The 18,695-nt window shown below is 37.9% G+C and carries 14 protein-coding genes; 9 read left to right on the top strand and 5 right to left on the bottom strand.

What is annotated here, in order from left to right; translation table 11 throughout:
* The first annotated feature begins 59 nt into the window (after nucleotides 1-59).
* Genes HPY74_01530 through HPY74_01520 form a run of 3 tightly spaced genes read left to right on the top strand, consistent with a single transcriptional unit; the run spans nucleotide 60 to nucleotide 3,136 of the window.
* Nucleotides 60-1,124 carry a hypothetical protein gene (locus HPY74_01530; GenBank protein NSW89358.1) on the top strand — a complete coding sequence of 355 codons (1,065 nt, stop codon included), beginning with the start codon at nucleotides 60-62 and terminating at the stop codon, nucleotides 1,122-1,124.
* Entirely contained in the window at nucleotides 1,078-2,193 is a 1,116-nt protein-coding gene (locus tag HPY74_01525) for a CoA protein activase (GenBank protein ID NSW89357.1), read from the top strand. The genes HPY74_01530 and HPY74_01525 overlap by 47 nt, the downstream gene beginning before the upstream one ends.
* Nucleotides 2,162-3,136 (top strand): 2-hydroxyglutaryl-CoA dehydratase, encoded by a 975-nt coding sequence (locus HPY74_01520; protein ID NSW89356.1) that lies wholly within the window; start codon nucleotides 2,162-2,164, stop codon nucleotides 3,134-3,136. Before HPY74_01525 ends, HPY74_01520 begins: the two co-directional genes overlap by 32 nt.
* 83 nt (nucleotides 3,137-3,219) lie before the next feature.
* Here the strand turns inward: HPY74_01520 and HPY74_01515 are convergent, their stop codons facing one another.
* The 4 genes from HPY74_01515 to HPY74_01500 all read right to left on the bottom strand — a co-directional run bounded on the left by HPY74_01515 (nucleotide 3,220) and on the right by HPY74_01500 (nucleotide 10,082).
* Nucleotides 3,220-4,542: a D-alanyl-D-alanine carboxypeptidase gene (locus HPY74_01515; protein ID NSW89355.1), complete on the bottom strand. Its 1,323-nt coding sequence runs from the start codon at nucleotides 4,540-4,542 to the stop codon at nucleotides 3,220-3,222.
* Between the two features lie 319 nt (nucleotides 4,543-4,861).
* Nucleotides 4,862-7,531, bottom strand: a complete 2,670-nt coding sequence (locus HPY74_01510; GenBank protein ID NSW89354.1) for a calcium-translocating P-type ATPase, SERCA-type — start codon at nucleotides 7,529-7,531, stop codon at nucleotides 4,862-4,864.
* A gap of 339 nt (nucleotides 7,532-7,870) precedes the next feature.
* Nucleotides 7,871-9,121, bottom strand: coding sequence for a DegT/DnrJ/EryC1/StrS family aminotransferase (locus HPY74_01505; GenBank protein ID NSW89353.1), 1,251 nt, complete (start codon nucleotides 9,119-9,121; stop codon nucleotides 7,871-7,873).
* A gap of 76 nt (nucleotides 9,122-9,197) precedes the next feature.
* Nucleotides 9,198-10,082: a Gfo/Idh/MocA family oxidoreductase gene (locus tag HPY74_01500; protein ID NSW89352.1), complete on the bottom strand. Its 885-nt coding sequence runs from the start codon at nucleotides 10,080-10,082 to the stop codon at nucleotides 9,198-9,200.
* 248 nt (nucleotides 10,083-10,330) lie between these two features.
* Between HPY74_01500 and HPY74_01495 the strand changes: the two genes are divergently transcribed.
* Both HPY74_01495 and HPY74_01490 read left to right on the top strand, forming a co-directional pair.
* The gene (locus HPY74_01495) at nucleotides 10,331-11,287 is read left to right on the top strand and encodes a helix-turn-helix domain-containing protein (protein NSW89351.1); all 957 of its coding nucleotides are present in this window, start codon (nucleotides 10,331-10,333) and stop codon (nucleotides 11,285-11,287) included.
* A gap of 138 nt (nucleotides 11,288-11,425) precedes the next feature.
* Nucleotides 11,426-12,757, top strand: a complete 1,332-nt coding sequence (locus HPY74_01490; protein ID NSW89350.1) for a DegT/DnrJ/EryC1/StrS family aminotransferase — start codon at nucleotides 11,426-11,428, stop codon at nucleotides 12,755-12,757.
* A 289-nt stretch (nucleotides 12,758-13,046) separates the two neighbouring features.
* Here the strand turns inward: HPY74_01490 and HPY74_01485 are convergent, their stop codons facing one another.
* On the bottom strand, nucleotides 13,047-14,021 hold the full coding sequence (locus tag HPY74_01485) for a hypothetical protein (GenBank protein NSW89349.1): 975 nt from the start codon (nucleotides 14,019-14,021) through the stop codon (nucleotides 13,047-13,049).
* Nucleotides 14,022-14,532: 511 nt separating this feature from the next.
* Between HPY74_01485 and HPY74_01480 the strand changes: the two genes are divergently transcribed.
* From HPY74_01480 to HPY74_01465, 4 genes are all read left to right on the top strand, one after another.
* A complete protein-coding gene (locus HPY74_01480) occupies nucleotides 14,533-15,330 on the top strand; it encodes a FadR family transcriptional regulator (GenBank protein NSW89348.1) in 798 nt (265 codons plus the stop codon).
* 183 nt (nucleotides 15,331-15,513) lie between these two features.
* Complete coding sequence (locus HPY74_01475) at nucleotides 15,514-16,950, top strand: FAD-binding oxidoreductase (GenBank protein ID NSW89347.1); 1,437 nt, start codon at nucleotides 15,514-15,516, stop codon at nucleotides 16,948-16,950.
* Between the two features lie 10 nt (nucleotides 16,951-16,960).
* A complete protein-coding gene (larA, locus tag HPY74_01470; GenBank protein ID NSW89346.1) occupies nucleotides 16,961-18,229 on the top strand; it encodes a nickel-dependent lactate racemase in 1,269 nt (422 codons plus the stop codon).
* Nucleotides 18,230-18,369: 140 nt separating this feature from the next.
* Nucleotides 18,370-18,651 carry a hypothetical protein gene (locus HPY74_01465; protein ID NSW89345.1) on the top strand — a complete coding sequence of 94 codons (282 nt, stop codon included), beginning with the start codon at nucleotides 18,370-18,372 and terminating at the stop codon, nucleotides 18,649-18,651.
* Nucleotides 18,652-18,695 lie beyond the last annotated feature (44 nt).

The raw sequence follows: 18,695 nt of genomic DNA, 5'->3' as shown, positions 1-18,695 counted from the left end.
ATAGTCAGCTGTATAATTAAAAAAATATAAGCCAATACTATTTTCCGAGGTGTTGACCAATGGGAAAAAAAGTTGGGATTCCACGGGGATTGTTTTATTACCAATATTATCCCCTCTGGAAGACTTTTTTGGAGGAACTTGGTGCGGAAATTATTGTATCTGATAACACGAATAAAAGAATCATGAATGATGGTGTTAAAAAGTGTGTAGATGAAGCCTGTCTGCCGGTAAAAATATATCATGGGCATGTGATGAACCTAAAAGACAGAGTGGATTATTTATTTATTCCAAGGTATACCAGCGTATCAAAGAGGGAATATGTATGTCCTAAATTTGGCGGCCTGCCTGATATGATAAGGCATACTTTTACTGAATTACCTCAAATAATTGATGTAGAAGTTAATTTGAGGAAGTCAAAGGTAAATGCTGCAAAAGCAGCTATAGAGGTTGGAAAATACTTAACAGACGATATTAGAAAAATAAAAAAGGCATACAAAAAAGCTCTGATGGAATATAAGCATTTTAGACTAAAAGTGAAAAAAGGAATATTACCGAGTGAGATATTGGATGGTTGCCGGGAGCAGTATGAAGAAAGCAATGAGAGTGGCTATATAAGTTATGGACATAAGAGTAGTAAAAGTAATCAATGTGAAAAAAATATACTTAATATAGCACTAATAGGGCATAGCTATAACCTTTATGATAACTATGTAAATATGGATATTATTCCAAAACTCAAAAGGCTTGGAGCCAATATCATTACAATTGATATGATAGATGGGCGTACAATCCATGAAAAGTCTAATCTTCTTAATAAGAAAATATTTTGGTATTTCGGCACAAAAGTTATGGGAAGTATATATCACCTGCTGGATAGGAATGATATAAGCGGGATTATATATGTTATGAGTTTTGGTTGTGGAATAGACTCTTTTGTATGCGATTTAGCAGAAAGAAAAATTAGAAGAAATAAGGATATTCCCTTTATTGTGCTGACAATTGACGAACACTCGGGGGAGGCGGGACTGAATACAAGGATTGAAGCATTTATAGATATGATAAGGTGGAGGAATAGTAATGAAAGTAACTTTTCCCCATATGGGGAATCTATATATTTGTATTAAAGTTTTAATGGAGGAATTAGGTATAGACTATGTAATTCCTCCTTTTACAAGTAAAAGAACTTTAGAAATCGGGACCAGGCATGTACCTGAATGTGCGTGCCTTCCTCTTAAGATTACTACGGGGAATTTGATTGAAGCTTACCAGGTGGGAGCTGACACTGTATTAATGGCCGGTGGGTGCGGGCCTTGCAGGTTTGGTTACTATTGTGAAATGTACAGGGAGATTTTAAAAGATTTAAATTATAATATGAATGTTATAACACTGGAACCACCTAATGGAAATATGGTGAAACTTTTACAGAGAATAAAGAATCTATTGGGAGGATTTAATTTATACAAAATACTGAAAGCAATAAAAAATACCACTCAAGTTGCCATAGAAGTTGATGAAGTTGAGTGCTTGGCATCTAAAATACGTCCACGTGAACTGGAAAAAGGGGATGTAGATAAAATATACAAAAAATTTCAAAAGGATGTTATAGCAGCAAAAGGTATAGAACAAATTAAAAAACTGATAAGAGACGCCAAGAATAATCTCTTGAAAGTAAAAACCGATGAAAAAGCAAATCCTTTGAAGATAGGAATAGTAGGAGAGATTTATACTACTATTGACTATTACACGAATTTTGATATTCAATCGAAGCTTGGAGCTATAGGGGTTGAGACACACCGTTACGTAACCATTAGTGATTGGATAACAGAGCATATCGTCAAAAATGCTCTCAGACTTCCCAGGAATTTAAGTTATGCCCACGCAGCAAAGCCTTATTTGGGGAAAATGATAGGCGGCCATGCCAGGGAGACAATAGGAAATACTATATTGTATGCACAACAAGGATATGATGGTGTTATTCAGATTTATCCCTTTACATGCATGCCTGAAATTGTGGCTGAAAGTATACTGCCTGCTGTTGAAAGAGATTTTGATATTCCTGTCCTAACATTAATAATTGATGAAATGACGGGAGAAGCAGGGTATTTTACACGGATAGAAGCATTTGTTGATTTACTTCACAGAAGGAAGGAGAAAGGAACAGTTGACTTTAGATACATATTATCTGGGGATTGATGTTGGTTCAGTAAGCACGAATTTAGTTGTTATAGATACAAATGATAAAATAATTGAGAAACTCTATTTGAAAACAAGCGGTCAGCCAATAAAAGTACTTTGCGAGGGCTTGAAACTTCTTGGAGACCATTTGGGTAGAAATGTAAATATTTGCGGCGTAGGTGCTACCGGAAGTGGAAGACAGCTTGCAGCCGTTATTACAGGTGCAGATATAATTAAAAACGAAATTACCGCTCATGCTGTTGCTGCTCAAAGAATTGTACCGGATGTAAGGACGATCCTGGAAATTGGGGGGCAGGATTCAAAAATTATTTTTCTAAAAAATGGAATAATATGTGATTTTGCAATGAATACAGTATGTGCTGCAGGTACCGGTTCTTTTCTTGACAGGCAGGCAGCCAGGCTGGGAATACCGATAGAAGAGTTTGGCGGATATGCATTGCGTTCAAAATCACCAGTGAGAATAGCAGGAAGGTGTGCTGTTTTTGCTGAATCGGATATGATACACAAACAGCAAGCGGGGCATAGTCTTGAAGACATTATTTGCGGCTTATGCGAAGGACTGGTCCGAAACTATTTAAATAATCTGGCTAAAGGTAAAGATATATCAGAACCGGTAATGTTTCAGGGCGGAGTTGCAGCTAATGTGGGTATAGTTGCTGCTTTTAAGAAAGCACTACAGAAGGATATAATAATTCCCAAGTACTATGATGTGATGGGGGCGTATGGTGCAGCATTGATTGCAAAGCAGAAGACAAAGGAAAAGACGCAAAAAAACAGCACTAAATTCAGAGGATTCAAGTCGGCAGAGGATAATTATGAGGCAAAAAGCATTGAATGTAACGGATGTTCCAATATGTGTGAGGTTGTGGAAATATCATCTAATGGAAATGCAATTGCCAGGTGGGGAGACAGATGCGGAAAATGGGCATTTAGTATTTAAAATTACCCACCATTAAAATGGGGTGTACCCCCTGCACTTTAGTGCAGCGGAGGAGGAATATATGGAAAGCTGGATGTAAGGGATTAGAGGCTGCGCCTGCTTTTAAAAAACTGTATAAGTTTTACGATTGCTTTTAATATCTTATAAAGTATAATTAAAACTTCAATACATATAAGGAAAATCAACAGGATGAAAATATCCCTGTTCTCCTTAAGCCTTTTCACCAATGTTGTATAGAAATTATCTGGAGGCAGTATTTCTGTTTCCGGATAAAGGTTAACATCAATGATTGTGCCGTCCTGTAAAGTATAACGGGCTATACCTATAATCATGCTTTTTGTTATTGGAGGTTTGAGGTTCTTAGATATGTTAAAACTAAAGCTTTTTACATAAGTTTCACCAATAGGGTATGTGTAATAAATATCACTTGTACTAATTAAGTTTATTTCTTTATCTCCAATAGTTATACTTGTTAAAGGTTGATTTTTGGATACCAGGACACCTTTTTTAAAATTATTAAAGCCATAATCCAGAAGTTTGACAGAATCTTGAAGGACGCTATTTTCAGGGGCATCTAAAACTATAGCTATAAGCCTTCTGTCATTTCGTGTTGCAGTAGTAATAGCTGTTTGCAGTTCCTTTTGAATATATCCGGTTTTTCCTCCATCAACACCTTCATATTCCCAGAACAATCTATTTGAATTTGTTAATAAATCCGTACCTTTTTTATCTACCCAGGGTACAGCCCTGTATGAAAAAATCCTGTTGAACGTGGGAAGACCAAGGGCATATTTCATAAGGATGCCAATATCATTGGCAGTGGTATACTGGGCACTGTCATATAGGCCCGTAGGATTGGTAAAATAGGTGTTTTGCATATTCAATTCTTTAGCTTTAGTGTTCATAATTTCAACAAATTTATTTATATCCCCGCCAATATATTCTGCCAGTGCATTTGCTGCGTCATTGGCATTTGTAAGTATTATTGCATTAAGCAAGTCTTCTACGGTGTATTTTTCTCCTACAGTAAGAAATAAAACGGAACCTTCTGACGCAGTAGACTCCTTACTGATTGTAACTTTTGACTCAAGGTCTCCTTTTTCAATAACAAGTACGGCTGTCATTATTTTATTGGCAGTGGATATATGGAGTTTTTTATCAGCTTGCTTCTTATAAAGAATCTGGCCCCTTTCGGCTTCTATAAGTATTGCGGAGGGTGCTTTTATTTCAGGGCCGTCATCTTTGAGGTCATTGCTATCGCCGTTAATATAAAGAGGGATTGTGTTATCAGGAATATTATTTACTGCTGCTACATGTACCGCTTGTAATAGTAAAATACATGCCAATATTATAAAAACAAATACCCTATTAGCCTGACACAATAACTTTTTTAAAATATTTAACATACCTAACCCTCCATTTAGCTTATACCTTATATTATAGTTATTTGCCGGGTAATAAGTCAACCTGTGGATTTATTTATGCGCATTTCTATGTATGACCCATATAATGACAGAAACATTGCGCAAGGCCTCGTAGAGCCTGTTAATCCGACGAGGGATAAGCAAATCAACTGTATGAGCAAAATAATTACATTGAAATATTATTAAATTCCAGTCAAATTATTTTGCGAGTTTGATTTGCCCCGAAGTGAATTTACAGGCTCTAGAGGCCTGGAGCACCGTTTATGGAATATAATGGGTCATGGAAAGAAAATGCGCCTATTTATTTATGCCTCTGTATAAGTTTTACTAATTCTACAAAAGGTATAATTGATAATGATGCAGTAGCTACTATGAGCCACTGGGTAAAGTTTAGGGGACTTATCCTAAAAATGTTATTCAAATATGGTACTGCAATAACAGAAATCTGGAGAAAAGCAGACAACAAAAAAGCCCATACCAGGTATTTATTTGATGTAAAACTTATATTAAAGGCTGATTTTATACCTGAACGTACATTAAAAGAATGTACTAATTGTATAAGTCCCAATGTAGCAAAAGCCATAGTGATTGCAGTACTTGATGAATACTTCTTAAAACCTATATAATATACGGCAAGTGTTATAAAACCCTCTAGAATGCCCTGGTAAAGTATATTCACTCCAAGATTGCCGGAAAAAATGCTACTGTTGGATTTTACAGGTTTGCGGGTCATGATATCCTTATCAGCCTTTTCGACACCCAGGGCAAGGGCAGGAAATGTATCCGTAACCAGATTAATCCACAATATATGTATGGGGAAAAGGATGGTCCAATTCAGCATGGTAGCAATAAATAATGTTATAACTTCCCCCATGTTGGCAGATAAAAGAAACTGTATAACCTTCCTTATATTGCTGTATATCCTCCTACCCTCTTCAACTGCTGTTACAATAGTGGCAAAGTTATCGTCTGCCAGGACCATATCTGAAACACTTTTAGAAACATCAGTACCGGTAATTCCCATTCCTACGCCAATGTCAGCACTTTTTAGAGCCGGGGCATCGTTTACTCCGTCCCCGGTCATGGCTACAATCATTCCCTTTTTCTTCCATGCTTTAACTATCCTTACTTTATGTTCAGGAGATACCCTGGCGTATACTAAATATTTCTCCACTTGATCTTCAAATATATCGTCGCTGATTTTATCAAGTTCACTGCCTGTAATGACTTGGCTGTTATCAGCTATTATACCAAGTTCTTTTGCTATTGCTATGGCGGTGTCTTTGTGATCCCCTGTTATCATTATGGGTTTAATACCTGCCTGTCTGCATACTTTCACTGCGTTTTTTACTTCAACCCTGGGGGGGTCTATCATACCGGTTAGGCCAACAAATACCAAATCATTTTCAATATTTTCTGAGGATATATTTTCAGGTATAATATCTATATCTTTGAAAGCCATAGCAAGTACCCTTAAAGCCTTGCCCGCCATCAGGCTGTTTGCCTTTTCAATTTCTTTAAGGTGCGATTGAGAGAGAGGTAAAATTTCATCATTTATTAATATTTTACTACAATACTTTAACAACATATCGGGAGCACCTTTAGTCAGCACTCTATATCTTTCGCCATGTTGATTGATAGTAGTCATAAGCTTTCTTTCAGAGTCAAAAGGAATTTCATTTACCCTTGGCATGGATCTCTCCATTTCTTCTTTATTGAGTCCTTTGCTCATTATAAAATTTACCAGTGCTGTTTCTGTAGGGTCTCCAATAGCTTCAATTTCTTCCCCGTCTTTCTTTTTTACCCTGGAATCATTACAAAGAGCCATAATTTGGGCAAAGATATTAAAATTCTTATCATGTAAAGTGACAGTATGGGCAAATTTTAAACCTCCATCTAAATAAACTTCAGTTACGGTCATTTTATTTTGTGTAAGGGTGCCTGTTTTGTCGGAGCATATAATATCTGTACTGCCCAGGGTTTCAACTGCGGGTAGTTTCCTTATTATTGCATTCCGCTTTGACATTTTCTGTACACCTATGGCAAGCACTATGGTTACTACAGCAGGAAGACCTTCAGGTATTGCTGCAACAGCAAGGCTTACTGAAATAAGGAACATTTCGAGAAATTCTCTTCCTTTAAGCATCCCGGTTATAAATATTATCACAGCTACAACTATTACACCTATACTGATATATTTCCCTATTTCGGCAAGTTTTTTCTGGAGAGGGGTCTCATCAGGCTTGCTTTTGGTAATATATCCTGCTATTTTACCTACCTGTGTATTCATACCTGTATGTGTAACAACGCCCATACCCCTGCCGTATGTAACACTGCTGCCGGAAAAAACCAGATTTTTCCTATCTCCAATAACAATATCCCTATCATTTATTTCCCGGGTAAACTTTTCGACAGGTACCGATTCCCCTGTAAGGGCCGCTTCTTCAACCTTTAAATTTACTGATTCTACCAATCTCATATCGGCAGGTACGAAGTCTCCTGCTTCAAGTAAAACTATATCACCGGGAACTATTTCTTCAGTTTTTAATAAGGTTACATTACCGTTTCTTTTTACTTTTGAGTATGGAGAAGACATTTTCTTCAAAGCTTCCAGGGCTCGTTCAGCTTTACTTTCCTGGATTACTCCAAGGATAGCATTTATTATTACAACAGCTAAGATTATTATTGTATCGGTAATCTCTTTTAAAAACCCCGATATAGCAGCAGCCACAAGAAGGACAAGAACCATTACATTCTTAAATTGCTCCAAGAACATGAGGAAAAGGGTTTTACGTTCCCCTTCCTCAAGAAGATTGCTGCCATATATAGATTTTCTTTTAAGGGCTTCTTCTTCCGTTAAGCCGTTTAAATCCGTGTTTAAATATTGAAGCGTTTTTTCTACCGAAATTGTATGAAAAAGAATTTCCTTAATTTCCTTTGAACGTGTTTCTTGAAGTTTATCTTTATCCATAGTATTTATCCATCCTCTCTCCCTCTTATTTACATTATATTCTTTTTAAAATACTTTTAAACAAATAATACAACAAAAAAAGACTTTTAACATAATCCTTAAACTGAATTATGTTAAAAGTCTTGCTTTCCACGTGGGATTATAAAGCCAGGCAAAAAATTGCCGGTTGTTGACTTTATAATTTAAAGCTACTCCCTCTTAACAATTTTACGTCATCATTTCTTGAGTGCTTGTTACAATTATAATATAATCAAGAGTCTATTGCAATATGTTTTGGGTTGCATTTTCGGAAGTTTGAAGAAAATGTGCCCCTTTTACACCTTTCAACATTTTGCTAAACTACTTTTTCATGTTATAATAATACTCGGCAACTTTCCTTATCCCGGCAATGACATCTGCTAAATCCTGTTGGGTATAGTATTCCTTTACAGGGATTGTTATTGCCGTCTTCAAAATTTCTTCAGCGGTTGGACATAATCCCTTATGATACTCAATATTCTTTCCATAATATTTGCAGCCAAAGGGGCAATCTGTTCCTGGATAGGCATTTTTCTTTGTAAAGATATCATATTCATAAACACATATAGGTATATAACCTGCTCCATTAGGTATGCCTTCAGCAGCAAGGGCTTTAGAAAAATCATTCCTGCTTACACCTAATATATTTTCATCTACCCGGAACATATAGAACCAATAGGAAGATTTACACCCTTCAAGTACTTTATGAGGATATATGCCCGGTAAGCCTGTTATTCCTTTTGTAAGGGCATCGCCGTATGCATTTCTTCTTTCACATATTGACTCAACTCTATCCAGTTGTGCAATGGCTACCGCACCCATAAGTTCATTCATCCTGTAATTTGGAGCAAGGTACTGTATAGCCCTTGTGGCTACAGGATCTGTTGCAAGCCTATTGTAATTCTTGTCTGCAAATCTGAAGGCTTTTTCATATAGTTCATCGTCATTCATAATCAACATTCCGCCATCACCAACGGAAATATGTTTAAAATCGTTAAGGCTGAAACACCCTATGTCACCTATTGTCCCGGCAAGCCTTCCTTTATAATAGCACATGTAGCTTTGAGCACAGTCTTCAATAACCTTAAGATTATGTTTTTTTGCTATATCCATAATAGCATCCATATCTGCAGCGTTACCGGCCAGGTGTACGACAATGATTGCTTTTGTCTTGTCGGATATCTTTTCTTCTACAGACTTCGGATCCAGATTATAAGTATGCGGGTCCAGGTCAGCAAATACCGGTATGGCATTTTGATAAAGAATTCCAATTACAGTTCCCATGTCTGTTATAGGAGATGTAATTATCTCGTCCCCGCAGGTAACTCCTATTGCGCCAAGAGCAACATGCAGGGAAGCGGTACCTGAAGATGTAGCAACACAATGCTTTACTCCGTAAAGATTTGCAAATTTCTTTGTGAAGTCTTTAACTTTATTACCTGCCCAATAGAAAAGAGTGTTTTGATCTAATGCTTCCTTTAGTTGTTGGAGCTCTTCTTCCCCGAATCTTTTACCGGTTCCAAAAGGAGTGGTTTTAACCTTTTCTCCTCCGAATAATGCAAGTTCACCCATACAATTCACCTACCATTTAAATATTTATTGTAAATATTTGTTAATTGTATTATTTAACAGCATTTATCATATTAGTTTATATTAGCTTCAGAGCTACTTCCTTCTTAGATTTATAAGATTCTGCTACAGCGTTAAGTAGTGCCACGGGTGCATACAGATGTTCAAGAGGCATAGGCAGTTTCTTAGTCCTTAACATTTCAACAAACTTTTCGAATCCAAGGCGATAAACGAAAGATATATCAATTTCTCTGAACATTGTACCTTTTTCACCGTAAACTATTGCATAGTATTCTTTTGAATCGGGTATAAAGTTCATAACAACTTGATAGTTTTCATAATTTACTGTTGCAATTACAGAGCCGTTATTTTCATTGGCAACTACTGATTTTGCATTATATCCGAAAGCTGCCATGGTCATTTCTGCCAGGTGTGCCCCATAGAAATATATTCCCCCATATTCATTTTCCAGGGTTGCGGGGAAATTCAAAACTGCCGATTTTATTTTCCCTATTCTGCTTCCAGCTTCCACCGCATTTTTTAACATTAGCACATCATAAGCGTATTTACAGGTGGAACCTCCCGTAAGAAGAGTATTGTGTTCCCTTGCTGCATTAATGAGGCTGAGTGCGTCTTCATTTTTTATTGTAAATGGCTTATCTATCCACGTGGGTATTCCAGCCTTTATAAACGGAAGAGCATATTGAGCATGCAAATCCCCATGGCGGAATACCACCATTACGGCATCTACCTTATCCATAAGGTCTTCAGGCTTTTCTGCAATAAAATCAATTTTTCCGTTAGCTGCAACTTCTTCGGTACGTTTTTTTTCCAGCCCGAATATCCCTGTTATTTTACAATCAGGAAATAAAAACTCGCCTGTTTTGGGATCAGGAATATTCACTAACTTTGAAAAAGCATCTGCATGACTGTTATCTGAACCTATAATTCCAATGCGGAACATAAAACCACCGTCCTTTTAATTTTATAATTTTTTATCCTCTGCCCACCTATTGTACAATTTAATTATAAGAGTTACTATAATAAATTTCTAAACTTTTTTGATTTTTTCATTAACATTTTTAATAAAGAATTTGCTAATAAATCAACAATAAGCTAACTGCTTCACAAAATCAGTTATTTCTATTATAATGTATATTAAAATTTAAATTAAAAGCGCCATGTTAAACTACCGGTTGTCGGGAGAGTGTTATGGAAAAGATTTCAACTTCTTCAACTTTGGAATATCTGGAATATCTTGATAAGGAAGAGTATAGAGATATACTACTGCTGAAAATGTCAGATAACAACCACGGGGGATTGCCTATTTTTGTGCGTAAATATACTGTACAGCCGAATACTGCGGGTCAATTGCACAGGCATGAGTTTATGCAAATCAATTATGTTTGCCATGGAAAGGGAGGGCATTACATTAATAAACAGGAATTTAAAATTATTAAAGGAGACATATTTGTAATACCTCCCTATATACCCCATAAAATTAATACAGGAGAGGGGTCAACTATACAAATATTCGAATTTGAGTTTATACCCGAGTTTATAAACCAAAATTTCGGGAGCATTGAGAATGTAGAATCTTTTTTTGACTTTGCATATATTGAGCCTTTTCTTGTGGGGGAAAGCAGGGTAAAGCCCCGCCTTAACCTGGTAGGTAAAATCCAGGTTGAAGTCGAAAACATTTTAAATGAAGTTTTAATGGAGTATAATGAGAGAAAGTCCGGATACCTGCTGGTAATAAAATCTTTACTGCTAAAACTGCTTGTTATGGTGGGCCGGGAGTTTACCAGGGAACTTCAAAATTCAGAATCCCATTCTGCTTTTGAAAGACACAGGGACTCCATATTTGGAGCAATTAAATATATTGACCAACACTATGCAGAGGATTTGAGTGTTGAAGAGGTTGCCAGAAGGTTTATGCTATCTCAATCATATTTTAGCTATTTATTTAAAAGCATAACTACAAAAACATTTACTGAATATTTGAATGATTTAAGAATATCAAAGGCAATGGAACTTCTAAGAAGCACTGATAAAAGAGTGCTGGATATTTGTTACGAAGCCGGTTTCAATAATGTTAATCATTTTAACAGGTTATTTAGACAGAAGACCGGGATATCACCAATGATATACCGCCGCCACAATACTTGAGAATGCTTCGTAAAATATGTCAATTAATAAGTGGAATCTGCAAAGATAACATATCGGCAATATTCTATAATACAACCAGAAGTATAAATACAGAAGTATAATTAATACTCTTATAAAAGATTAGGGGGGTTATTATAAATGGCGGAGAAACTTGCATTGTTTGGTGGGCCAAAAGCAGTACAGAGTGATCCCGGTGATATTTTTAAGTGGCCTATAGTTACGAAAGAAGATGAAGACGCAGTATTGGAAGTTCTCCATAGAGGAGCTATGTCGGGTACGGATGTTACAAGGCAGTTTGAGAAGGAATTCGCAGAGTGGCAGGGAACGAAATACGCTCTTGGCTTCAGCAGCGGGACTGCAGCAATACAGACTGCTATGTATGCCTGCAAGGTTGGAGTTGGAGATGAAGTTATATGCCAGAGTGTAACTTATTGGGGTTCTGTGGCGCAGGTATATTCTCTTGGTGGTACACCCGTGTTTGCAGAAATAGATCCTGATACTCTTTGCCTGGATCCAAAGGATATTGAGCATAGAATTACCGACAGGACAAAGGCTATAATTGTAGTACACTATTTAGGCCATCCTGCAGATATGGATCCTATTATGGAGATTGCACGCCGTCATAATATTAAAGTTATTGAGGACGTTTCCCATGCCCAGGGCGGGCTTTATAAAGGCCGCAAGCTTGGAACAATAGGTGATGTTGGAGCAATGTCCCTTATGAGTGGGAAATCCTTTGCAGTGGGCGAAGCAGGTATGCTTGTAACAAATGACAGGGAAATTTATGAAAGAGCAATAGCTTTCGGACATTATGAAAGGTTTAATGCAAATGAAATTGAAACAGAGTATTTGAAGCCTTACGCAGGATTACCATTAGGCGGATATAAATACCGTATGCATCAAATGAGCTCTGCTGTTGGCCGTGTACAACTTAAATATTATGACCGGCGCTGCGAAGAGATCCGTAAAGCAATGAATTATTTCTGGGACCTTTTAGAAGGGGTGCCGGGAATAAAGCCTCACCGTACACCGAAGGATTCCAACAGCAATATGGCAGGTTGGTATGCACCTCATGGCTTATACAGGCCAGAAGAGCTGGAAGGCCTTTCAGTAACCAGGTTTACAGAAGCTGTAAGGGCTGAAGGCGTCAGTGACTGTTATCCGGGATGCAATGCTGCATTGCATACGCATGCCTTGTTTAATACCTGCGACGTATATGGGCATGGCAAACCTACAAGGATAGCTAATTCAGAGAGGGATGTCAGGGAGTTTGACAAGAGCTTGCCTATAAGCGAGAAAATAGGTTCCATGGTTTATTCTATACCCTGGTTTAAACACTACAGGCCTGAAATAATAGAACAGTATGCAAAGGCATTCAGGAAAGCTTCAGAGAATTACAAGGAATTACTTAAGGATGACCCGGGTAATCCACCCAGATTGGGAGGATGGCACTTCTTCAGGCACCGTTAACAATTAAGGTACGGCTTAAGAGATAAGAGTATTTAATAGCTACCCCTGCAATTTACTGCAGGGGTAGTTTAACAAGGATGGAATTATAAACATTATAGACAATAATGAAGTTGCTATATTATGTAACAATAAGACTGTCTTTAGACATTCCCTTGAAAATCTAGTGATTGATGAACTAATGAGCCTTGAAGGAGTAAACTTCAGATACGAAGATGAGTATACAGGAGAAAATTTCACAGTAATTGCCTATTATAAGTATTATAGAAAATAGTAAATATGATAGCTGCTTTTAAGCCTGTGGCAATATCTTTATAAGCTTATTATAAAGATTAGGAATTGTTACCTTGTGGTCTCCGCAAAAATGCCAACCTTTTCCTCCTTTGCTTGTAGGCCTATTTACAATATTTTTCCTTGGCCTATAGTAATAGTGTGGGTGGTCATAACCCAGTTTTGAACGGTAATCTCCAAGGTCGAGAATATCAAAATTTCCGGTAGTAATATTAAATGTAGGAAAACCTAAATTTCTTGATATGGAAAGGGCTTTAAGAAAAACTTCAGGCCCGATAACCCCTGACCCAAAGTTTAAAAACACCCCGCCGTCAAGCATTGATACAGACTTACAAAAATATTTAAAATCCTTTCCGCTGGTTGCGCCTATTGCAGCAAAATCCACTATAGGATGCTGATGTATAATATCTGTTCCAATTGCCACATGATATGTAGCATAAACACCATTTTTAAAAGCTTGATAAAAAACACAGTCATCTTTGTAAGGGAACTTTTCAGGGTATTTATCAACATATTGTGCCAGGCTTTCACCGTAACCCATACCATATTTGTACCCTTCCTGCAAAGCTTCGTTCATCCACCTTCCTGTTTCCTCCCACATCCCGAAGGAACCGTCTTCAATGGCGGTAGGGACGTCTTCAGAGGTACCCCCATTGTATGCCAGTTCAAAGTCATGAATACTGCCTGCCCCGTTGCTTGCAATGTGGGTCAGCAATCCTCTTCTTGTTAAATCGATTAAGTAACGTGATAATCCATTTTTAATTACATGGGCACCCATAAATAAAATAACAGGACGTCCGTTTTTTCTTGCATGGGCTATACGGGATACAAGTTCATCGAAATCTTCATTTCCCCATTCAGGCACCTGGTCTATCCCCGGCTTAGCCATATTTTCTATAGTAACCAGGTTCCTTCTTCCTTTGACTGAGTATGTTTTTATACCGCCAAAATCAAAATCCGTTTTCTGCCACTTCATATTAACTTCACTCCCTGACTCTTCTATAAACATTGCATCTCTCATTTCCAACCTTTCACTTTCTGCATACGGCTTTCCGCCTTAAAGGTCCCATAACGTTTTCCCATCCATACCTTAATGTGGATATTGTACCATCGAAATCAACGAGTACAGCTTTTAGTTTCGGCATGTTTCTTGGTAATGTTTCTAATATCTCCACTTCTTCTTTTATGTACCTCAACAAATTTTTGCGCTTCTATTTAAAAATATTTATTTACTTTATGTATTTGTTAACTGATTTAATTATATTTGTTGCATAATTATTTGTCAATTGCTTTAACAAATTAATATTGTTATGCTAAGTTAGATAGAAAACCAAAAAATTTCTTAAGATAAAAAGGATTTTTCAAATCTATGTCGAATATAATATATAATAAAGTGGTCAGGCCACCGGACAAATAAGTTAATGCTTTATGACCTAAAAAGAAAACTGTTAACAGCAGCACGTAAAAACAGAAAAAAGGGGGAAAATATGGAAGTTAGCCCTATAAGCATAAAGAGAATATACCAGTCGATAATCGAGCAGCTTGTCCTAATGATCAAGGAAGGCAAGCTTAAAGTTGGAGACCGCCTTCCCCCGGAGAGAACTCTTGCGGAAATGTTCAATGTGAGCAGGGCATCAATAAGGGAAGCTTTCAGCGCCATGGAGATAATCGGGCTTATTGAAGTGCGCCAGGGCGAAGGTTCATTTATTACGGATATGAATATAGCTCCCTTTGTTAATACAATAGCGCCTCTTTTTGTTCAAAATGAAAATATGGAAACCGATCTGCTGGATTTCAGGAAAATGCTGGAGATAGAGGCAGTAAAGCTTGCCGCAAGAAGACAGGCTTTAGAAACGCAGCTTGAAAATGTGAAAAAAGCGCGTGCTGCAAATGAACAATCCAAAATAGAAAAGGATTTTAAAATGCAAGAGGCGGATAAATGTCCGAGCACTGATGTCAGACTGCTGGAAATACATCTTGAGAACATGCGCAAGGCCCTCGAGGGAAATGATATTAATATGGGAGCTGAGGCTGACATACAGTTTCACAAGACAATATTCTCCCTCACAGGCAATATGGTTTTGATAAAGGCTGCCGAATTTATTGCTTATATACTGGAAAGTTCCGTAAAATTCAATAGGGCAAAGATATTAAAAGACAGCAGCAATGCAAAGGTCCTTTATTATCAGCACAAGAAGATATACGAAGCCATAAGGGATGGCAACCCTGAACTTGCTGCGGAAATTACAAATAAGCACCTGGATTTTGTAAAAGAAGCAACCTGACAACCAGAACAAAAGACAACCAGGGCAAAGGAGGATGGAGATTTGTGATTTGTAGCGCTGATTTTACTTTTTAGTGGTCAGGCCACTATACCACAAAAGGTCAGATCAATGTATCGCAAAAATAAACAATAATAGACAAAAATAAAAAAATAAAGAAAGGAGATATTATTGATGCAGGATAAAATGCAAGACAAGACAGTAAGAAATAACAAAGCAAGTTTTAAAAAGATAACAGGTGAAGATATAGCGAATTTAAAGAGAATATGCTCACCTGAGAGAGTTTATGGCAGAGACGAGATTAATGATGATTATGCGCATGACGAAATGCCCGTATATGGCAAGTTTTTGCCTGAAGTGGCAGTAGAAGCGATAAGCACCGAGGAAGTATCCGCTATTATGAAATATGCTTATGACAACAATATACCCGTAACACCAAGGGGAGCAGGTACAGGGTTATGCGGGGGCGCGGTTGCCATTCACGGAGGGATACTCTTATCTCTTGCCAGGATGAATAAGGTGCTGGATTTTGATGGTGAAAATCTTATAATAACAGTCCAGCCGGGATTGCTGCTAATGGACCTTATAAAGGAAGTAGCTGAGAAAGGTCTAATGTACCCTCCTGACCCGGGAGAGAAAGGTGCCACTATCGGCGGGAATGTTATGACTAATGCGGGCGGCATGAGAGCCATAAAATATGGAGTTACAAGGGATTATGTTATGGCTATGACTGTTGTTCTTTCAAACGGAGAGGTAATCAAGCTCGGTGGAAAAGTTGCAAAAAATAGTTCCGGGTACAGCCTGATAGATATTATGGTAGGTTCGGAAGGTACGCTTGGTATTGCAACGGAAATAATGTTAAAGCTGATACCTGCGCCCAAAGTAGTAATGAGCCTGCTTGTGCCGTTTGAAAATTTCGATTCGTGTATTGATACGGTACCGAAGATAATCAAATCAAAAACCATTCCTACGGCAATTGAATTTATGCAAAGGGAAGTAATTGAGGCAGCGGAAAAATTTCTTGATAAGAAGTTCCCCGATAAATCATCGGATGCATATCTTCTGCTTACTCTTGACGGGAGCTCGGAGGAAGAAATCGAAAAGATATGCGAAGATGTTGCAACCATTTGTCTTGAAGCCGGGGCAGTTGATGTTTTTTTATCAAACACCGAAGAACGCCAGAAATCTATTTGGGGTATCAGGGAAGCATTCCTTGAAGCCATAAAGAGTTCAACAACCGAGATGGATGAATGCGATGTTGTTGTCCCGAGGAATAGAATTGCCGAATATGTCAAATACGTGAATAGCCTGGAAAGAGAGTACGGGATAAGGATAAGGAGTTTTGGCCATGCAGGAGACGGCAACATTCATGTGTATGTTTGCAGGGATGATTTGTCCGACGATGTATGGAAAGAAAAATGCGGTAAGGTTATGAAAGCGATGTATGATAAAGCACTGGAGCTTGAAGGGCAAGTTTCGGGGGAGCATGGAATAGGGCATGCAAAAATCCCATATTTGAAAGAATCGGTCGGAGAAACAGTGATTGGCCTTATGCGGGGAATAAAGAGGGTTTTTGATCCAAAAGGGATTTTAAACCCTGGGAAAGTATGTGGGAGTGATTAAAATGGAAGATATAGTAAGAATAAAAATTCCATATTCCACGGGATACATGGAATTGGTAATGGAATCCGGCAGGATTAAGGGAATATTGCGCGCAAGAACCGCCGAAATTTCAGCAACACAGGAGGATATTATACTGGAAGCGCTGCAAAGCCCGATTCATTCCGAGAGATTAAGCTTAAAAGCCAGAGATGCAAAAAAAGTGCTTGTAATTACAAGTGACCACACCAGACCTGTCCCCAGCAAGATTACAATGCCGCTAATACTGGAGGAAATCAGGAGGCTAAACCCGGATGTTGATGTAAAGATTTTAATAGCAACCGGTTTCCACAGGTTGACAACCCGTGAAGAAATAATTGCAAAATTTGGTGCCGAACTGGCCGAAAAAGAGGATATTATTAACCACGATTCCAGGAACAGCAGTAGTATGGTGTTCAAGGGCATACTGCCTTCGGGTGGCGAGTTATGGCTTAATTCACTGATAGATTGGGCTGACCTTGTGGTATCTGAAGGCTTTATTGAGCCTCACTTCTTTGCCGGGTTTTCGGGGGGAAGAAAAAGTATTCTGCCGGGAATTGCATCAGAAAAAACAGTACTTGCCAACCATTGTTCCAGGTTTATTGCAAACAGAAATGCAAGGACAGGAAACCTTCAAAATAATCCCATACATACTGATATGCTTTTTGCAGCCCGCAAGGCAAACCTAAAATTTATATTGAATGTAGTACTGGATAGTGAGAAGAAAATTACCAGAGCATTTGCAGGACACCCGGAAAAAGCTCATGAATGTGGCTGTAAATATGTAGAAAGAATAGCGAAAGTATGCTCAGTTAAAGCTGATATAGTGGTTACATCTAATGGAGGGTACCCCCTTGATCAGAATATTTACCAGGCAGTGAAGGGTATGACTGCTGCAGAAGCTTGTGTAAACGATGGAGGGGTGATTATAATGGTTGCGGAGTGCAGAGATGGGCATGGAGGTGAGGCTTTTTACCGCTGGTTTGCAGATGCAGCTACTGTAGATGAGGTAGCCCGGAGAATTTCATGCATTCCACAGGATAAGACAATGGCCGACCAGTGGGAAGCCCAGATTTTGGCAAGAGTCCTTATGAAGGCTAATGTAATTATGGTTACGGATAAATGTGATCCTGGGCTTATACATGATATGAAAATGCTCCACGCCTTTTCACTGGAAGAAGCTGTTAAAATGGCCGAAGATATGGTAGGTAAGAATGCGAGTATAGTTATAATACCGGATGGGGTAGGGGTTATTGTGGGTTAGCGTAAAATTACTGTAGGGCATGAGGAATATATTACCAGAAAAGCTGAAGAAAAGATGACATCCTGGTGAGTTAATTAGGGTATATAACACTAGGGGGGAAAATACAGGGTTCATAAACTACAATATAAAAATACCCAACTATGGTCGGTGAGGAAAAACTGGAGAGGTTGGCTGATGAGGCAATAAAACAAATAAAAGACAAGAAATACTACAAAGATTTTGAAGGAGAAGGTTTCAAAGAAACCCTCCTGATGGGTATAAGCCATCATAAGAAGCAATGTGTTGTAAAAACCGAGTATTTGAAAATTTGTATTTTTCTGTATATCCCAATGGGGTGCATTTTCTTCATGAAAAGAAAAATGTGCCCTTTTGCACCCTACCCTATATTGACAAAAACCATTTTTAATGTAATTATAATGTAGAGTAATTATAATGTAGAGTAATTATAATGTAGAGTAATTATAAT

The organism is Bacillota bacterium (assembly GCA_013314855.1).
In the GTDB taxonomy this organism is placed as follows: Bacteria; Bacillota; Clostridia; order Acetivibrionales; family DUMC01; genus Ch48.
Note: the sequence above shows the minus strand (reverse complement) of the source record. Positions and strands in the feature narration are given on the sequence as shown.

Bases quoted from the DNA above. Each gene is read 5' to 3' on its own strand.
- HPY74_01465 (NSW89345.1), top strand. From the start codon at position 18,370: ATGGTCGGTGAGGAAAAACTGGAGAGGTTGGCTGATGAGGCAATAAAA.
- HPY74_01480 (NSW89348.1), top strand. From the start codon at position 14,533: ATGGAAGTTAGCCCTATAAGCATAAAGAGAATATACCAGTCGATAATC.
- HPY74_01495 (NSW89351.1), top strand. From the start codon at position 10,331: ATGGAAAAGATTTCAACTTCTTCAACTTTGGAATATCTGGAATATCTT.
- HPY74_01525 (NSW89357.1), top strand. From the start codon at position 1,078: ATGAAAGTAACTTTTCCCCATATGGGGAATCTATATATTTGTATTAAA.
- HPY74_01515 (NSW89355.1), bottom strand. From the start codon at position 4,542: ATGTTAAATATTTTAAAAAAGTTATTGTGTCAGGCTAATAGGGTATTT.
- HPY74_01490 (NSW89350.1), top strand. From the start codon at position 11,426: ATGGCGGAGAAACTTGCATTGTTTGGTGGGCCAAAAGCAGTACAGAGT.
- HPY74_01500 (NSW89352.1), bottom strand. From the start codon at position 10,082: ATGTTCCGCATTGGAATTATAGGTTCAGATAACAGTCATGCAGATGCT.
- HPY74_01510 (NSW89354.1), bottom strand. From the start codon at position 7,531: ATGGATAAAGATAAACTTCAAGAAACACGTTCAAAGGAAATTAAGGAA.
- HPY74_01530 (NSW89358.1), top strand. From the start codon at position 60: ATGGGAAAAAAAGTTGGGATTCCACGGGGATTGTTTTATTACCAATAT.
- HPY74_01505 (NSW89353.1), bottom strand. From the start codon at position 9,121: ATGGGTGAACTTGCATTATTCGGAGGAGAAAAGGTTAAAACCACTCCT.
- HPY74_01485 (NSW89349.1), bottom strand. From the start codon at position 14,021: ATGAAGTGGCAGAAAACGGATTTTGATTTTGGCGGTATAAAAACATAC.
- HPY74_01475 (NSW89347.1), top strand. From the start codon at position 15,514: ATGCAAGACAAGACAGTAAGAAATAACAAAGCAAGTTTTAAAAAGATA.